Consider the following 16626-nt stretch of genomic DNA (forward strand, 5'->3'; position numbering starts at 1 on the left):
AGGGTTCGTTCGCGCGCATGACGGGCCTGCGGAGGCCGCACCGCAATCGATCGCAGTGCAGCCGCGGCACCTGCAGCCATGTGACGCATCGCTCGCAAGCAGCCGGAGCAGGCGATGCGCAAGCGCGTCATGCGCGTGAACGACGGATAAAAAAAACCGCCCGGCAAAACCGGGCGGTTTCGATGACAGCGAGGCGAGGCGGCTCGCGCCGCCCGCACTTATTCGGCTGCCGGGTGCTGTTGCGGCTCTTCCGCAGCAGGCGTGCTCGGCGTGCCGAAATCGAACGCCTCTTCCGCTGCGATCTGGTCGAAACGCTCGCGATCCGACGATTCCTTCGCCTTGCGTGCCTTGTGGAACGCGAGACCCGTACCGGCCGGAATCAGACGGCCGACGATCACGTTTTCCTTCAGGCCGCGCAGATCGTCGCGCTTGCCCATGATCGCCGCTTCGGTCAGCACGCGGGTCGTTTCCTGGAACGATGCCGCCGAGATGAACGAGTCGGTGGACAGCGACGCCTTCGTGATACCGAGCAGCACGTTGTCGTACGAAGCCGGACGCTTGTCCTCGGCGATCATGCGATCGTTCTCGTCCAGCATGTCGGAACGTTCGACCTGTTCGCCCGGGATGAAGCGCGTATCGCCGTTGTCGGTGATCTGCACACGACGCAGCATCTGGCGAACGATCACCTCGATGTGCTTGTCGTTGATCTTCACGCCCTGCAAACGGTACACGTCCTGCACTTCGTCGACGATGTAGCGCGACAGCGCCTCGATACCCTGCAGACGCAGGATGTCGTGCGGATCGGCCGGACCGTCCACGATCATTTCGCCCTTGTTGACGACCTGGGCATCGTGGACCAGCACCTGCTTTTCCTTCGCGATCAGGAACTCGTGCTGGTTGCCCTCGAGATCCGTGATGACGAGACGCTGCTTGCCCTTCGTGTCCTTGCCGAACGACGTCGTACCGGTGACTTCCGCGAGAATGCCGGCATCCTTCGGCGAACGCGCTTCGAACAGTTCCGCCACCCGCGGCAGACCGCCGGTAATGTCACGCGTCTTCTGCGCTTCGGTCGGGATACGTGCGAGCACTTCACCGACCTGCACCTGCTGGCCATCCTTCACGGTAATCAGTGCGCCGACCTGGAAGCCGATCTGCACTGCGTGTTCCGTGCCCGGAATCTTCACTTCTTCGCCGTTCGCGTCGAGCAGCTTCACCTGCGGACGAACGCTCTTCGAAGCCTGCGAACCACGACGCTTCACGTCGATCACGACCAGCGTCGACAGGCCGGTCACGTCGTCGATCTGCTTCGCGACCGTCACGCCTTCCTCGACGTTCTCGAACTTCACCGTACCACCGTACTCGGTGATGATCGGACGCGTCAGCGGATCCCACGTGGCGAGCTGCGTGCCTGCCTTGATGGTCGCGCCGTCGAGCTGCAGCAGCGTCGCGCCGTACGGCACTTTGTGACGCTCGCGCTCGCGACCGAAGTCGTCGGTGATCATCGCTTCGCCCGAACGGGAAATGACGATCTGCTCGCCCTTCGCGTTCGTGACGTAGCGCATCGTGGCCGTGAAGCGCACGATACCGTTGCTCTTCGCTTCGACCGACGAGGCCACTGCCGCACGCGATGCCGCACCACCGATGTGGAACGTACGCATCGTCAGCTGCGTGCCCGGTTCACCGATCGACTGTGCCGCGATCACGCCGACTGCTTCGCCGACGTTCACGAGCGAGCCGCGGCCGAGGTCACGGCCGTAGCAGGCCGCGCACAGGCCGTAACGCGTTTCGCAGGTCAGCGGCGTGCGCACGCGCACTTCGTCGATGCCGAGGCGTTCGATTTCCTCGACCGCCGTTTCGTCGAGCAGCGTGCCCGATTCGTACAGCGTTTCCTGCGTTTCCGGGTTCACGACGTCCGCGACCGCGACGCGGCCGAGGATACGGTCGCGCAGCGCTTCGACGACTTCACCGCCTTCGACCAGCGCCTTCATCGCGACGCCGTTCGACGTGCCGCAATCGTCTTCCACCACGACCAGATCCTGCGTGACGTCGACCAGACGACGCGTCAGGTAACCCGAGTTCGCGGTCTTCAGTGCCGTATCAGCCAGACCCTTACGTGCACCGTGGGTCGAGATGAAGTACTGCAACACGTTCAGGCCTTCGCGGAAGTTCGCGGTAATCGGCGTCTCGATAATCGAGCCGTCCGGCTTCGCCATCAGGCCACGCATACCGGCCAGCTGACGAATCTGCACCGCCGAACCCCGGGCGCCCGAGTCGGCCATCATGTAGATCGAGTTGAACGACTCCTGGCGCGTCTCGTTGCCGTCGCGGTCCGTCACCGGCTCCGTCGACAGCTGCTCCATCATCGCCTTGCCGACCGCTTCCGACGTTGCCGACCAGATGTCGACCACGTTGTTGTAGCGTTCCTGCGCGGTGACGAGACCCGACATGTACTGGCGGTCGTATTCCTTCACCTTCTTCGCGGCGTCGCCGACGATCGTTTCCTTCTGCGGCGGCACGAGCATGTCGTCCACGCAGATCGAAATGCCGGCGCGCGTCGCGAGACGGAAACCCGACTGCATCAGCTGGTCGGCGAACACCACCGTCGCGCGCAGACCGCACTTGCGGAACGCCGTGTTGATCAGGCGCGAGATTTCCTTCTTCTTCAGCGGCTTGTTCAGCACCGAGAACGGCAGGCCGTGCGGCAGGATCTCCGACAGGATCGCGCGACCGACGGTCGTCGCGTACAGCGAGATCTTCGGCACGAATGCCGGTGCGCCTTCCGACTTGTCTTCGTTGTGGACCATTTCGGTGATCCGCACGTTGACGCGCGATGCCAGCTCGACTTCCTTGTTCTCGTACGCGCGGATCACTTCCGACACGCCCGTGAACGACAGGCCTTCGCCCTTGCCGTTGATCGCTTCGCGGGTCGCGTAGTACAGACCCAGCACGATATCCTGCGACGGCACGATCGACGGATCGCCGTTGGCCGGGAACAGCACGTTGTTCGACGCCAGCATCAGCGTACGCGCTTCCATCTGCGCTTCGAGCGACAGCGGCACGTGAACGGCCATCTGGTCACCGTCGAAGTCGGCGTTGAACGCCGCGCAGACGAGCGGGTGCAGCTGGATCGCCTTGCCTTCGATCAGCACGGGCTCGAACGCCTGGATACCGAGACGGTGCAGCGTCGGCGCACGGTTCAGCATCACCGGGTGCTCGCGGATCACCTCTTCGAGGATGTCCCACACCACCGGCGTCTGGTTCTCGACTTCCTTCTTCGCAGCCTTGATGGTCGTCGCGACGCCCATCACTTCCAGCTTGTTGAAGATGAACGGCTTGAACAGCTCGAGCGCCATCAGCTTCGGCAGACCGCACTGGTGCAGCTTCAGCGTCGGGCCGACCACGATGACCGAACGGCCCGAGTAGTCGACGCGCTTGCCCAGCAGGTTCTGACGGAAACGGCCGCCCTTGCCCTTGATCATGTCGGCGAGCGACTTCAGCGGACGCTTGTTCGCGCCCGTCATCGCCTTGCCGCGACGACCGTTGTCGAGCAGCGAGTCGACGGCTTCCTGCAGCATCCGCTTTTCGTTGCGGACGATGATTTCAGGCGCCTTCAGCTCGAGCAGACGCTTCAACCGGTTGTTACGGTTGATCACGCGGCGATACAGATCGTTCAGGTCCGACGTCGCGAAACGGCCGCCGTCCAGCGGCACGAGCGGACGCAGTTCCGGCGGCAGCACCGGCAGCACTTCGAGGATCATCCACTCGGGCTTGATGCCCGAGCGCTGGAATGCCTCGAGGACCTTCAGGCGCTTCGCGTACTTCTTGATCTTCGCTTCCGAGCCGGTGTTCTTCAGCTCGGTGCGCAGCGTCTCGACCTGCTCGTCGATGTTGATCGCGCGCAGCAGTTCACGCACGCCTTCCGCGCCCATCTCGGCACGGAATTCGTCGCCGTATTCCTCGACCTTGTTGTAGTAATCCTCTTCGGTCATGATCTGCCGCGCCTTCAGCGGCGTCATGCCCGGTTCGATCACCACGTACGCTTCGAAGTACAGCACGCGTTCGATGTCGCGCAGCGTCATGTCGAGCACCATGCCCAGACGCGACGGCAGCGACTTCAGGAACCAGATGTGCGCGACCGGCGAGGCCAGCTCGATGTGGCCCATGCGCTCGCGACGCACCTTCGCCAGCGTCACTTCGACGCCGCACTTCTCGCAGATCACGCCGCGGTGCTTCAGACGCTTGTACTTGCCGCACAGGCACTCGTAGTCCTTGATCGGCCCGAAGATCTTCGCGCAGAAGAGACCATCGCGTTCCGGCTTGAACGTACGGTAGTTGATGGTCTCCGGCTTCTTCACTTCGCCGAACGACCACGAACGGATCTTGTCAGGCGAAGCCAGACCGATCTTGATCGCGTCGAAAACTTCTTCCTGTTGGACTTGCTTGAATAGATCGAGCAGAGCTTTCATTGCTTTCTCTCCGTAGTCCGATTAATTGCGGTCGAGATCGATATCGATACCGAGCGAGCGGATTTCCTTCACGAGCACGTTGAAGGATTCCGGCATGCCTGCATCGATGACGTGATCACCCTTGACCAGGTTCTCATAGACCTTGGTCCGGCCGTTCACGTCGTCCGACTTCACCGTCAGCATTTCCTGCAGCACGTAGGACGCGCCGTACGCTTCGAGTGCCCACACTTCCATTTCACCGAAACGCTGGCCACCGAACTGCGCCTTACCACCCAGCGGCTGCTGCGTGACGAGCGAGTACGGGCCGGTCGAACGCGCGTGCATCTTGTCGTCGACCAAGTGGTGCAGCTTCAGGTAGTGCATGTAGCCAAGCGTCACGCGACGTTCGAACATTTCACCCGTGCGGCCGTCGTACAGACGGACCTGGTTCTTCGACGGGTTCATGCCGAGCTGTTCCGCGATGTCGTCCGGGAACGCGAGGTCGAGCATCTTGCCCATTTCTTCCTCGGTCGCACCGTCGAACACCGGCGTTGCGAACGGCACGCCTTCGCGCAGGTTCTTCGCGAGTTCGAGGATCTCTTCGTCGGTGAAGCTTTCCAGATCTTCCTGGCGGCCCGAGTCGTTGTAGATCTTCGTCAGGAACACGCGCATTTCCTCGACCTTCGCCTGACGCTGCAGCATTTCGCCGATACGCCAGCCGAGGCCCTTCGCGGCCCAGCCGAGGTGCACTTCCAGAACCTGACCCACGTTCATCCGCGACGGCACGCCGAGCGGGTTCAGCACGACGTCTGCCGGACGGCCGTCGGCCATGTACGGCATGTCTTCGATCGGGACGATCTTCGACACGACACCCTTGTTACCGTGACGGCCTGCCATCTTGTCGCCAGGCTGCAGGCGACGCTTGACCGCGAGGTACACCTTGACCATCTTCAGCACGCCCGGCGGCAGTTCGTCGCCTTGCGTGAGCTTCTTGCGCTTCTCTTCGAACGCGAGGTCGAACTGGTGACGCTTCTCTTCGATCGAGTTCTTGATCGCTTCGAGCGATGCCGCCGCTTCGTCGTCCGCGAGGCGGATGTCGAACCAGTGGTAGTGGTCGAGGTCTTCCAGGTAAGCCTGGTCGATCTTCGTGCCCTTCGCGAGCTTCTTCGGACCGCCGTTCGCGACCTTGCCCACGAGCATGCGCGCGAGACGCTGGAAAGCGTCGCCTTCCACGATGCGCAGCTGGTCGTTCAGGTCGAGACGGTAGCGCTTCAGTTCGTCGTCGATGATCTGTTGCGCACGCTTGTCGCGCTGGATGCCTTCACGCGTGAACACCTGGACGTCGATCACGGTACCGCTCATGCCCGACGGCACGCGCAGCGACGTATCCTTCACGTCCGAAGCCTTCTCGCCGAAGATCGCGCGCAGCAGCTTCTCTTCCGGCGTCAGCTGGGTCTCGCCCTTCGGCGTGACCTTGCCGACCAGCACGTCGCCCGCTTCGACTTCAGCACCGATGTACACGATGCCCGATTCGTCGAGACGGCCGAGCTGGACTTCCGCCAGGTTCGAGATGTCGCGCGTGATTTCTTCCGGCCCGAGCTTCGTGTCGCGTGCAACGACGTTCAGCTCTTCGATGTGGATCGACGTGTAGCGATCGTCGGCCACGACCTTCTCCGAGATCAGGATCGAATCCTCGAAGTTGTAGCCGTTCCACGGCATGAACGCGATCAGCATGTTCTGGCCGAGCGCGAGCTCGCCCAGGTCCGTCGAGGCGCCGTCGGCCAGCACGTCGCCGCGCGAGACCTTGTCGCCCATCTTCACGATCGGACGCTGGTTGATGTTCGTGTTCTGGTTCGAACGCGTGTACTTGATCAGGTTGTAGATGTCGACACCGACTTCACCCGCGACCGCTTCGTCGTCGTTCACGCGAATCACGATACGGCCTGCGTCGACATAGTCGACGACGCCGCCGCGGAACGCCTGAACCGTCGTGCCCGAGTCGACCGCGCAGGTGCGCTCGATGCCCGTACCGACGACCGGTTTTTCCGGACGCAGACACGGCACGGCCTGACGCTGCATGTTCGAGCCCATCAGTGCACGGTTCGCATCGTCGTGCTCGAGGAACGGGATCAGCGAGGCTGCGACCGACACGATCTGCGACGGCGCAACGTCCATGTACTGGATACGGTCCGGCGTGACCATCATCGTTTCGCCGGCTTCACGCGACGACACGAGTTCGTCGATCAGCGTGCCGTTCTCGTCGATCGCGGCGTTCGCCTGCGCGATCATGTAGCGGCCTTCCTCGATCGCCGACAGGTAGTCGATCTGGTCGGTCACCTTGCTGTCCACGACCTTGCGGTACGGCGTCTCGAGGAAGCCGTACTCGTTCAGGTGCGCGTACAGTGCGAGCGAGTTGATCAGGCCGATGTTCGGACCTTCCGGCGTTTCGATCGGGCACACGCGGCCGTAGTGGGTCGGGTGCACGTCGCGGACTTCGAAGCCTGCACGCTCGCGCGTCAGACCACCCGGGCCCAGTGCGGAAACACGGCGCTTGTGCGTGATTTCCGACAGCGGGTTGGTCTGGTCCATGAACTGCGAAAGCTGCGACGAACCGAAGAACTCGCGGATCGCCGACGAAATCGGCTTCGAGTTGATCAGGTCGTGCGGCATCAGGTTTTCGCTTTCGGCCTGGCCGAGGCGTTCCTTGACCGCGCGCTCGACACGCACGAGACCGGCGCGGAACTGGTTTTCCGCCAGTTCGCCGACGCAACGCACGCGACGGTTGCCGAGGTGGTCGATGTCATCCACTTCGCCCTTGCCGTTGCGCAGCTCGACCAGGATCTTGATCGTCGCGAGGATGTCGTCGTCCTGCAGCGTCATCGGGCCGGTGATCTCGTCACGGCTGACGCGGCGGTTGAACTTCATGCGGCCGACCTTCGACAGGTCGTACGCTTCTTCGCTGTAGAACAGACGGTTGAACAGTGCCTCGACCGCTTCCTCGGTCGGCGGCTCGCCCGGACGCATCATGCGGTAGATCGCGATGCGCGCGGCAGTCCTGTCGGTCGTTTCGTCGACACGCAGCGTCGACGAGATGTACGGACCCTGGTCCAGATCGTTCGTGTAGAGCGTCTGGATATCCTTGATGCCCGCTTCGCGCAGCTTCTCGAGCACGCTTTCCGTGACTTCGTCGTTCGCGCTCGCGATCACTTCGCCGGTATCGCCGTCGACGACGTTCTTCGCCAGCACGCGGCCGAGCAGATAGTCTTCCGGCACCGAGATGAACTTGGTCTTCGCGGCTTCGAGGTCGCGAATGTGCTTCGCGTTGATCCGCTTGTCCTTCTGGACGATGACCTTGCCATCACGATCCGTGATGTCGAAACGCGCGACTTCACCACGCAGGCGCTCGGGCACGAACTCGAGTTGCGCGCCTTCGTCCATCAGCGTGAAGTTGTCGAACACGAAGAAGTTCGCGAGGATCTGTTCCGGCGTCAGGCCGATGGCCTTCAGCAGGATCGTGACCGGCATCTTGCGGCGACGGTCGACGCGGAAGTACAGGATGTCCTTCGGATCGAATTCGAAGTCGAGCCAGGAGCCGCGGTACGGAATGATCCGTGCCGAGAACAGCAGCTTGCCCGAGCTGTGCGTCTTGCCCTTGTCGTGTTCGAAGAACACGCCCGGCGAACGGTGCAGCTGCGAGACGATGACACGCTCGGTGCCGTTGATGACGAACGAGCCCGTCGGCGTCATGAGCGGAATTTCGCCCATGTACACTTCCTGCTCCTTCACTTCCTTGACGACCGGCTTGTTCGGCGATTCCTTGTCGAGGATGACGAGGCGGACCTTCGCGCGCAGCGCGGAGCAGTACGTCAGGCCGCGCTGCTGGCATTCCTTGATGTTGAATGCCGGCGCGGACAGCGCATAGCTCACGAACTCGAGGCGCGCGAAACCGTTGTGCGAAACAATGGGAAATACCGATGTGAACGCAGCCTGCAAACCTTCAGGCTTGCGTTGCGTCCCGAGCACATCGGCTTGCAGAAACGTGCTGAATGATTCAAGCTGGGTAGCCAGCAAGAAAGGAACTTGGTGAACGATGGGGCGCTTCGCGAAACTCTTGCGAATGCGCTTCTTCTCGGTGAAGGAATATTGCATACGATCTCCGAATCACGGCGGGTGCTATCGAGGCGGAATACCTGGACGTTTCAAACCCGAGTGTTCACCGACTGAGACCCGATGGCCGTCCGACGGCTTGAACGAGCCGAGAAGCTTGGTGGTTGGCCGCTACCAACCGCTGGCTGACGGCAGCGGATGCCTGTGTTGCCCGCTACCCGACCAAACTTGCCTTCTGCAGTCGCTTCAGAAGACAAAGAGAACCGCCAATCGTGACCAATGACAACGATCAGGCGGTTTTCTTTGGCTTCTGGGGCCGATTATTCGGGCTCCCGAATGAGTGCCAGAATAACGTCCCCACAAAGCACAAAAAGGCCGGCGGTGAAAATACCGCCAGCCTTCGCACAGCGCGTCGAAACTTACTTGATTTCGACCTTCGCGCCCGCGTCTTCCAGCTTCTTCTTGGCTTCTTCCGATGCAGCCTTGTCGACGCCTTCCTTGACAGCCTTCGGTGCGCCGTCAACCAGGTCCTTCGCTTCCTTCAGGCCCAGGCCCGTCAGTTCGCGAACTGCCTTGATGACTGCAACCTTGTTGCCGCCTGCTTCAGCCAGAACGACCGTGAATTCGGTCTTCTCTTCAGCAGCAGCAGCAGCGCCGCCGCCTGCCGGGCCAGCGACTGCCACTGCAGCTGCCGACACGCCAAACTTCTCTTCGAACGCCTTGACCAGTTCGTTCAGTTCCAGAACGGTCATCCCTTCGACTGCTGCCAGGATGTCTTCTTTTGCGATTGCCATTTGAAATACTCCTAAATTGAATTCGGATACAGCCAGCGATCAATGACGCTGATGCACGTTCGATTACGCAGCTTCTGCTTGCTTCTTCTCGGCCAGCGCGGCGAGAGCACGCGCGAAGCCCGAAACAGGCGATTGCATAACGAACAGCAGCTTCGAGAGCAGTTCTTCGCGGCTCGGGATGCTTGCCAGCGCTTGCACGCCAGCCTTGTCCATCACCTTGCCATCGAACGAACCAGCCTTGATGACCAACTTGTCATTGCTCTTGCTGAAGTCGTTGACGACCTTAGCAGCAGCAATTGCATCTTCCGAGATGCCGTAGATCAACGGGCCAGTCATCTGCTCTGCCAGCGGAGCAAACGGCGTACCTTCGACAGCGCGACGCGCCAGCGTGTTCTTCAACACGCGCAGGTAAACCTGTTGCTCACGCGCTTGCGCGCGCAGCTTGGTCAGATCGCCAACCGCAATTCCACGATACTCAGCCAGCACAACGGTCTGGGCCTTCGCGACTTGCGCGGAAACCTCAGCTACGACGGCTTGCTTGTCTTCTCTATTAAGCGGCACGGTTAGCCTCCAGAAACGATACGTTCGGCACGAAACCTCACGTACCTCGTTCAACAACGGCGTCCGACCTCGTTAGGAGTATTTCCACCTCACGCCGCGAATCGCTTCACGGCCTGCGGCTTCACCACTGCAAAACTTTTTCGGGTTCGCCATCTGCGTTGGCTTGAATTAAGGGATCGCCTGACTGCTGCGCCCCACCAACGGTCTTTGATAACCGGTTGCCCGCCTTGCTGCACGGACAACCGCCCAAAGCCCATGAAGGCCGCTTCGCGAGCGAAGCGGCCTGAATACTTGCTTACTGTGCTGCCAGCGTAGCCTGGTCGACACGCACGCCGACGCCCATCGTGCTCGACAGTGCGATCTTGCGCAGGTACACGCCCTTGCTCGTTGCCGGCTTTGCCTTCTGCAGCGCTTCGATCAGCGCCGACAGGTTCGAACGCAGCGCGGTCGGCTCGAACGATGCACGGCCGATGGTCGCGTGGATGATACCGGCCTTGTCGACACGGAATTGCACCTGACCAGCCTTCGCGTTCTTGACGGCAGTTGCGACGTCCGGCGTGACCGTACCGACCTTCGGGTTCGGCATCAGGCCGCGCGGGCCGAGGATCTGGCCGAGCGTACCGACGATACGCATCGTGTCCGGCGAAGCGATCACGATGTCGAAGTCCATCTGGCCAGCCTTGATCTGCTCAGCCAGATCTTCCATACCGACGATTTCCGCGCCTGCTGCACGAGCCTGCTCGGCCTTCTCGCCTTGCGCGAACACGGCAACGCGAACCGACTTGCCCGTACCGGCCGGCAGAACGACCGAACCACGAACGACCTGGTCCGACTTCTTTGCATCGATGCCGAGCTGGACTGCGACGTCGATCGATTCGTCGAACTTCGCGCTCGCGCATTCCTTCACGAGGCTCAGTGCGTCTTCGATCGCGTACAGCTTCTGACGATCAACCTTGGCGGCAAATGCCTGACGGCGCTTGGAGATCTTAGCCATTTACACACCCTCCACGGTGATGCCCATCGAGCGTGCGCTACCAGCGATGGTGCGAACGGCTGCATCCAGATCAGCTGCCGTAAGGTCCGGCATCTTGGTCTTCGCGATTTCTTCGGCTTGAGCGCGCGTGATCGAACCGACCTTGTCGGTGTGCGGCTTGCTCGAGCCCTTGTCCACCTTCGCCGCCTTCTTGATCAGGACGGTCGCCGGCGGCGTCTTCATCACGAACGTGAAGCTCTTGTCAGCGAATGCCGTGATGACCACCGGCACCGGCAGACCCGGCTCCATGCCTTGAGTCTGCGCGTTGAACGCCTTGCAGAACTCCATGATGTTCAGGCCGCGCTGGCCCAGTGCCGGACCGACCGGCGGCGACGGGTTGGCTTTACCTGCAGGGATCTGCAGCTTGATAAAGCCGACAATCTTCTTTGCCATTTGTAAACCTCGTTGGAACGCCAAGCGGCGTTCGGTGAGTGATAACGCGCTTTCGCCGCTGGCTACTGACGCTCCTCAACGGCCATGACGCGGACCGTAAGCGCGAAGGTGGGCAGCCGAGGCAGCCCACCGAATCGGGATCAAACTTTTTCGACCTGGCCGAACTCGAGTTCGACCGGGGTGGAGCGGCCAAAGATGGTGACCGACACGCGCACGCGCGATTTTTCGTAGTTGACTTCTTCGACGGTGCCGTTGAAGTCCGTGAACGGGCCTTCCTTGACACGCACCATCTCGCCAACTTCGAACAGGGTCTTCGGGCGCGGCTTTTCGACGCCTTCCTGCATCTGCGACATGATCTTCTCGACTTCCTTCGGGGAAATCGGGGTCGGGCGGTTACGCGCACCGCCGACGAAGCCGGTGACCTTCGCGGTATTCTTCACGAGGTGCCACGTTTCGTCCGTCATTTCCATTTCCACCAGCACGTAGCCGGGGAAGAAACGACGCTCGGTCACAGCCTTGTGGCCACCTTTGACTTCGACCACTTCTTCGGTCGGAACCAGGATCTGACCGAATTTGTCCTGCATGCCAGCACGTTCGATGCGCTCCTGAAGCGCACGTTGCACGCTCTTCTCCATACCGGAGTAGGCGTGCACGACGTACCAACGTTTTCCGCTCGGGGATGCCGGAGTATCGCTCATATCATTTCCAACCCAGAATCGCCGAGAAAATTACCCACTCGATCGATTTGTCACTCAACCAGAGGAAAATCGCCATCACGAGCACGAAACCGAACACGACGAGTGTTGTTTGCGTTGCTTCCTTGCGGGTGGGCCAAACGACCTTCCGGACTTCCTTGTACGAATCCTTGGCAAATGCGATGAGGCTCTTGCCAGGTGCGGACATCAGCCCGACGGCCACGCCTGCGATGATACCTACCGCCAACGCGGCACCGCGGACATACCACTGCTGATTGACTAGCCAGAAGAAGCCCACGAATCCGGCCAACACCAGCAATACGCCCAGGGCCAGCATCAGCTTATCGCCGGAGGTATTTACAGTTTCGACGGATGGATTCGCCATAACACCTTAAAACAAATGCCACGTAGAACACGTGGCTATTTTTTGGCAGGGGCAGAGGGAATCGAACCCCCAACCTTCGGTTTTGGAGACCGACGCTCTGCCAGTTGAGCTATACCCCTAAACCATGTTGGGGCCGGCTGCTGCCAGCCCCAAAACTGTCGATCAACGAATAACTGGCTTACTCGATGATCTTGGCGACGACGCCGGCGCCGACGGTACGGCCGCCTTCGCGGATTGCGAAGCGCAGACCTTCTTCCATCGCGATCGGAGCGATCAGCTTCACCGTGATCGACACGTTGTCGCCCGGCATCACCATTTCCTTGTCCTTCGGCAGCTCGATCGAGCCCGTCACGTCCGTCGTACGGAAGTAGAACTGCGGACGGTAGTTGTTGAAGAACGGCGTGTGACGGCCGCCTTCGTCCTTGCTCAGCACGTACACTTCAGCCGTGAAGTGCGTGTGCGGCGTGATCGAACCCGGCTTCGCCAGAACCTGGCCACGCTCCACGTCTTCACGCTTCGTGCCGCGCAGCAGGATACCAACGTTGTCGCCTGCCTGACCTTGGTCCAGCAGCTTGCGGAACATTTCAACGCCCGTGCAGGTCGTCTTCACCGTCGGCTTGATACCCACGATTTCGATTTCTTCGCCGACCTTCACGATGCCGCGCTCGACACGACCCGTCACCACCGTACCACGGCCCGAGATCGAGAACACGTCTTCCACCGGCATCAGGAACGCGCCGTCAACTGCACGCTCCGGCGTCGGGATGTACGTGTCCAGCGCGTCCGCCAGGCTCATGATCGCCACTTCGCCCAGTTCGCCCGTGTCGCCTTCCAGCGCCAGCTTCGCCGAACCCTTCACGATCGGCGTGTCGTCGCCCGGGAAGTCGTACTTCGACAGGAGTTCGCGAACTTCCATCTCGACCAGCTCGAGCAGTTCAGCGTCGTCCACCATGTCGCACTTGTTCAGGAACACGATGATGTACGGAACGCCAACCTGACGCGCCAGCAGGATGTGCTCACGCGTTTGCGGCATCGGGCCGTCTGCTGCCGAGCAAACCAGGATCGCGCCGTCCATCTGTGCCGCACCCGTGATCATGTTCTTCACATAGTCAGCGTGGCCCGGGCAGTCGACGTGTGCGTAGTGGCGGTTAGCCGTTTCGTACTCGACGTGTGCCGTGTTGATCGTGATGCCGCGCGCCTTTTCTTCCGGTGCCGCGTCGATCTGGTCGTATGCCTTCGCTTCGCCGCCGAACTTCTTCGTCAGAACCGTCGTGATCGCTGCCGTCAGCGTCGTCTTGCCGTGGTCAACGTGACCAATCGTACCAACGTTCACGTGCGGCTTGGTCCGCTCGAATTTACCCTTGGCCATTTTCGACTCCCAAAAGGAATTTCATAGGTTGCGCCGCGCGCAAACAGACACTGACTTTTACTGCTGGTGCCCATGGGCAGGATCGAACTGCCGACCTCTCCCTTACCAAGGGAGTGCTCTACCACTGAGCCACATGGGCGCTTTTACGCTTCAACTTCACGGTCTGGAGCGGGTGAAGGGAATCGAACCCTCGTCGTAAGCTTGGAAGGCTTCTGCTCTACCATTGAGCTACACCCGCACGGGCTACTAACGATTCCCTACCGCTCTTTCAGCTGATGTTCTTGGTGGAGGAGGTTGGATTCGAACCAACGTAGGCGTAAGCCAACAGATTTACAGTCTGCCCCCTTTAGCCACTCGGGCACCCCTCCGTAGAGAACTGACGATTATGGGGGTGCATCGCACTCCTGTCAAGCACATCCGGAAGATTATTTTCACTCTCTTCCCGACCCTTGCCCTACCACCGATCCTCCGCCCTTGCCCGGCTAAGGCAAGCACAAGATATTGCCGATCGGCGCCACATCTTCGTCAGACTCCGCTTCCAACGCTGATCTGCATCTGCGCTAAAAACGAAAGACCGCCATCATACGACCTCTCGAGCACAATGCCAAGCGGCTAGACGCAAAATTTCCGCAAATTTCGTGCCGGGCAGCTTCGACGATCCCGCGCCCGGTGTTGGTGAGGTCTTTCAGCCCCGCTATCGCCACGAAACAGGAACTTCGCATCCCGGCACCGCGGGTTGCGTGGTCGCGACCTGCGGACGGTACACGCAACAGGGCTTTTGCGCGTTTCCCGGAAGTTGCATCTGACACCTGGCCCGGATTTCCGGCGCGGAATCGCCGCCCCTCGCCTCCCCTCGCCTCCCCTCGCCTCCCTTAGCCGATTTCGCCGGAAGGCACGATGCCGTCCCGAGTCGCCTGCCCGTTCCCAGCACGAACCTCATGCGCATGCACGCTCTTGTGACGGCCCTCGTGGCTTTGAGCGCACATGCCGCCGGCCCGGCAGATGCCCGGTGTCGCTCGAAGCACGATCGCGGCAACAGGCGCTGGCTGATATCCACGCTCCCGTACGCGCGAAGACAGCCACCGGACTTGCTGCCCTATGACCCGCTGAAGCCAGTCCTCGACGCTGACCGCCTTGGCTCGACAGTCGTCGCCGGCATCGCGGCATCGCCCGCACGCTCCACGAGCCACGAGCCACGAGCCATGAGCCATGAGCCATGAGCCATGAGCCACGATGCAACTTCGTACGCGTGGCTGCTTGACGATGCATCGGTGTACCTCGTCGCAGCCGGTGCCGACAATGACGCGCTACAGGGTGGGTCCGGCAGCACTGCCTGTCTCGACGTGCAGCAGCCCTCGGCAACGATATACACCCACGCACCGGATCACCTCGCAACCTCGGCGCCGCGATTGCAGCGAATGTTCAGCGCAGCGGCTCCCATTGCGTCGACCCGTCGTGCAAACAGGCCAACATCAGCATCCGGTCACCTATCGCAGCAATCCGCGGCGCACGGACGGCATCCCGCCTGTCCGTGCGGTGCCCGCCTCGTCAAACTGAAAACGGATCTCTGCGCAGGTCTCGGCGCGAGAACTTTTGTCGCGCCTCGTACGTCCGAGAATGCAGGAAAACTCGCGTGTAAAGCGTAGCCAGCGACGTACGTCACTCGCTGCCCGGCGATGCTCGCGCCGATTCGAGATCGAGGCCGACGCACCATCCGCAGGTTTCCTGCCGACCGAGCGCTCTGCACTCAGCGATCCGAGCACCGTATGCACGGTGCGGTCGACCGCCATCGACGCCGACGACACGTACTTCGCGTTGATGGACGAAGGTCGCTACCGCTTCAGTGGTACCGCCTATTCGCTCATCAACGAGATCTACGTGTTGCGAGACGGTCAGCCCGTGCTGGTCAAAAGCAACAGCGCGGACTTCTGAGGGCCGCCAGCTCACGAGCTCGCAGGTGTCACAGTGGATGCTGCAGCCCGACTTTTCGCCAACCGGTCACATGCCATCTCGCTTCCAACGAGGTGACTTTTGTAGAAAGATCAGTGAACTTGGTCGCTGAATCGAATCCGATAGCGACGCGATGCCGCCAGTCTTGACGCTATCCAACCGCGGAGCTTTACGCAGCGCCGGTTATTCAAGCCCCTCCACGAGAACACCCCAGAAAATCGCGCATGCGACGGACTGGGCTTTGCTCACGCGGACGGGGCAAGTCGATCAGCGACGCAGGATGAAATTTCATGTCGACCGTCGGTGCGATCGATATGACGGCCGGCGAAGCATGAGCGCGCCCGAAATCGCCGGATGATGATTGCGATTTTGATCGAAAAAGCACTCAATTAGCTGGTGATCCCGACAGGATGACTGATCGTAGGATGTCAATACGACACTATTCCAGACGCACCCGGCGACAGACCGTCCGTGAAGGACGTCGCCGCGAAGACGTTTCCCAGCGTTTGATCGGCCAGGTGGCCAGATTGATCGCCATCGTGGCGAGCAGTAGAAGATGGGGCGATGTTGTCACGGCAGCTCGAGCTGCCATCGTGTGGCTGACCTCGTTGGGCCTGAGCGCGTGTCTTGGTCAATCGCGCGGATGGGCTTCACGGCCCAAATCGACACCTTCGGTGCTCCGGCTCCGGTCACGCTGCCACGGGCTTAGGCGGCCTGCATTTTGTCCGCGCCAATGCAAAAACCCCCGCCTTTCGGGCGGGGGTTTCTGGCTTAGGGAGCCTGACGATTACCTACTTTCACACGGGAATCCGCACTATCATCGGCGTAGAGTCGTTTCACGGTCCTGTTCGGGATGGGAAGGGGTGGGACCGACTCGCTATGGTCATCAGGCAA

The 16626-nt window shown here is 61.1% G+C and carries 10 protein-coding genes, 4 tRNA genes and 1 rRNA gene; 1 reads left to right on the forward strand and 14 read right to left on the reverse strand.

The features are described from left to right. Window positions 1–218: 218 nt before the first annotated feature. From rpoC to GD429_RS20320, 13 genes are all read right to left on the reverse strand, one after another. Entirely contained in the window at window positions 219–4466 is a 4248-nt protein-coding gene (rpoC, locus tag GD429_RS20260; RefSeq protein WP_034183757.1) for a DNA-directed RNA polymerase subunit beta', read from the reverse strand. Between the two features lie 21 nt (window positions 4467–4487). Then, a complete protein-coding gene (gene rpoB / locus GD429_RS20265) occupies window positions 4488–8594 on the reverse strand; it encodes a DNA-directed RNA polymerase subunit beta (protein WP_152859260.1) in 4107 nt (1368 codons plus the stop codon). 377 nt (window positions 8595–8971) lie between these two features. Then, a complete protein-coding gene (gene rplL, locus GD429_RS20270) occupies window positions 8972–9346 on the reverse strand; it encodes a 50S ribosomal protein L7/L12 (protein ID WP_034183755.1) in 375 nt (124 codons plus the stop codon). 63 nt (window positions 9347–9409) lie between these two features. After that, the gene (gene rplJ / locus GD429_RS20275; RefSeq protein WP_027788582.1) at window positions 9410–9907 is read right to left on the reverse strand and encodes a 50S ribosomal protein L10; all 498 of its coding nucleotides are present in this window, start codon (window positions 9905–9907) and stop codon (window positions 9410–9412) included. Between the two features lie 295 nt (window positions 9908–10202). Next, window positions 10203–10901: a 50S ribosomal protein L1 gene (gene rplA / locus GD429_RS20280; protein WP_006482906.1), complete on the reverse strand. Its 699-nt coding sequence runs from the start codon at window positions 10899–10901 to the stop codon at window positions 10203–10205. Continuing rightward, complete coding sequence (gene rplK / locus GD429_RS20285; protein WP_006753591.1) at window positions 10902–11333, reverse strand: 50S ribosomal protein L11; 432 nt, start codon at window positions 11331–11333, stop codon at window positions 10902–10904. A 140-nt stretch (window positions 11334–11473) separates the two neighbouring features. After that, window positions 11474–12031, reverse strand: coding sequence for a transcription termination/antitermination protein NusG (nusG, locus tag GD429_RS20290; RefSeq protein ID WP_006400672.1), 558 nt, complete (start codon window positions 12029–12031; stop codon window positions 11474–11476). A gap of 1 nt (window position 12032) precedes the next feature. Next, entirely contained in the window at window positions 12033–12413 is a 381-nt protein-coding gene (gene secE / locus GD429_RS20295; protein ID WP_152859264.1) for a preprotein translocase subunit SecE, read from the reverse strand. Between the two features lie 43 nt (window positions 12414–12456). Further along, a tRNA-Trp gene (locus tag GD429_RS20300) sits at window positions 12457–12532 on the reverse strand. A gap of 59 nt (window positions 12533–12591) precedes the next feature. Further along, window positions 12592–13782, reverse strand: a complete 1191-nt coding sequence (gene tuf, locus GD429_RS20305) for an elongation factor Tu (protein WP_011350666.1) — start codon at window positions 13780–13782, stop codon at window positions 12592–12594. Between the two features lie 64 nt (window positions 13783–13846). Then, window positions 13847–13921: transfer RNA gene (locus GD429_RS20310), tRNA-Thr, on the reverse strand. A gap of 25 nt (window positions 13922–13946) precedes the next feature. Further along, window positions 13947–14020, reverse strand: a tRNA-Gly gene (locus GD429_RS20315). A gap of 44 nt (window positions 14021–14064) precedes the next feature. Next, window positions 14065–14150 (reverse strand) — tRNA-Tyr (locus tag GD429_RS20320). Between the two features lie 1249 nt (window positions 14151–15399). Between GD429_RS20320 and GD429_RS20325 the strand changes: the two genes are divergently transcribed. Beyond that, a complete protein-coding gene (locus GD429_RS20325; RefSeq protein WP_152859265.1) occupies window positions 15400–15714 on the forward strand; it encodes a hypothetical protein in 315 nt (104 codons plus the stop codon). A gap of 796 nt (window positions 15715–16510) precedes the next feature. Here the strand turns inward: GD429_RS20325 and rrf are convergent. Beyond that, a 5S ribosomal RNA gene (gene rrf, locus GD429_RS20330) occupies window positions 16511–16623 on the reverse strand. Window positions 16624–16626 lie beyond the last annotated feature (3 nt).

Origin of the sequence: Burkholderia sp. BE17, assembly GCF_009362305.1 — a bacterium.
GTDB lineage: Bacteria > Pseudomonadota > Gammaproteobacteria > Burkholderiales > Burkholderiaceae > Burkholderia > Burkholderia pyrrocinia_C.

What these genes read in the sequence shown, in the direction of transcription:
- tuf (WP_011350666.1), bottom strand. Translation starts at nt 13,782, where the DNA reads ATGGCCAAGGGTAAATTCGAGCGGACCAAGCCGCACGTGAACGTTGGT.
- secE (WP_152859264.1), bottom strand. Translation starts at nt 12,413, where the DNA reads ATGGCGAATCCATCCGTCGAAACTGTAAATACCTCCGGCGATAAGCTG.
- nusG (WP_006400672.1), bottom strand. Translation starts at nt 12,031, where the DNA reads ATGAGCGATACTCCGGCATCCCCGAGCGGAAAACGTTGGTACGTCGTG.
- GD429_RS20325 (WP_152859265.1), top strand. Translation starts at nt 15,400, where the DNA reads ATGCAGGAAAACTCGCGTGTAAAGCGTAGCCAGCGACGTACGTCACTC.
- rpoC (WP_034183757.1), bottom strand. Translation starts at nt 4,466, where the DNA reads ATGAAAGCTCTGCTCGATCTATTCAAGCAAGTCCAACAGGAAGAAGTT.
- rpoB (WP_152859260.1), bottom strand. Translation starts at nt 8,594, where the DNA reads ATGCAATATTCCTTCACCGAGAAGAAGCGCATTCGCAAGAGTTTCGCG.
- rplL (WP_034183755.1), bottom strand. Translation starts at nt 9,346, where the DNA reads ATGGCAATCGCAAAAGAAGACATCCTGGCAGCAGTCGAAGGGATGACC.
- rplK (WP_006753591.1), bottom strand. Translation starts at nt 11,333, where the DNA reads ATGGCAAAGAAGATTGTCGGCTTTATCAAGCTGCAGATCCCTGCAGGT.
- rplA (WP_006482906.1), bottom strand. Translation starts at nt 10,901, where the DNA reads ATGGCTAAGATCTCCAAGCGCCGTCAGGCATTTGCCGCCAAGGTTGAT.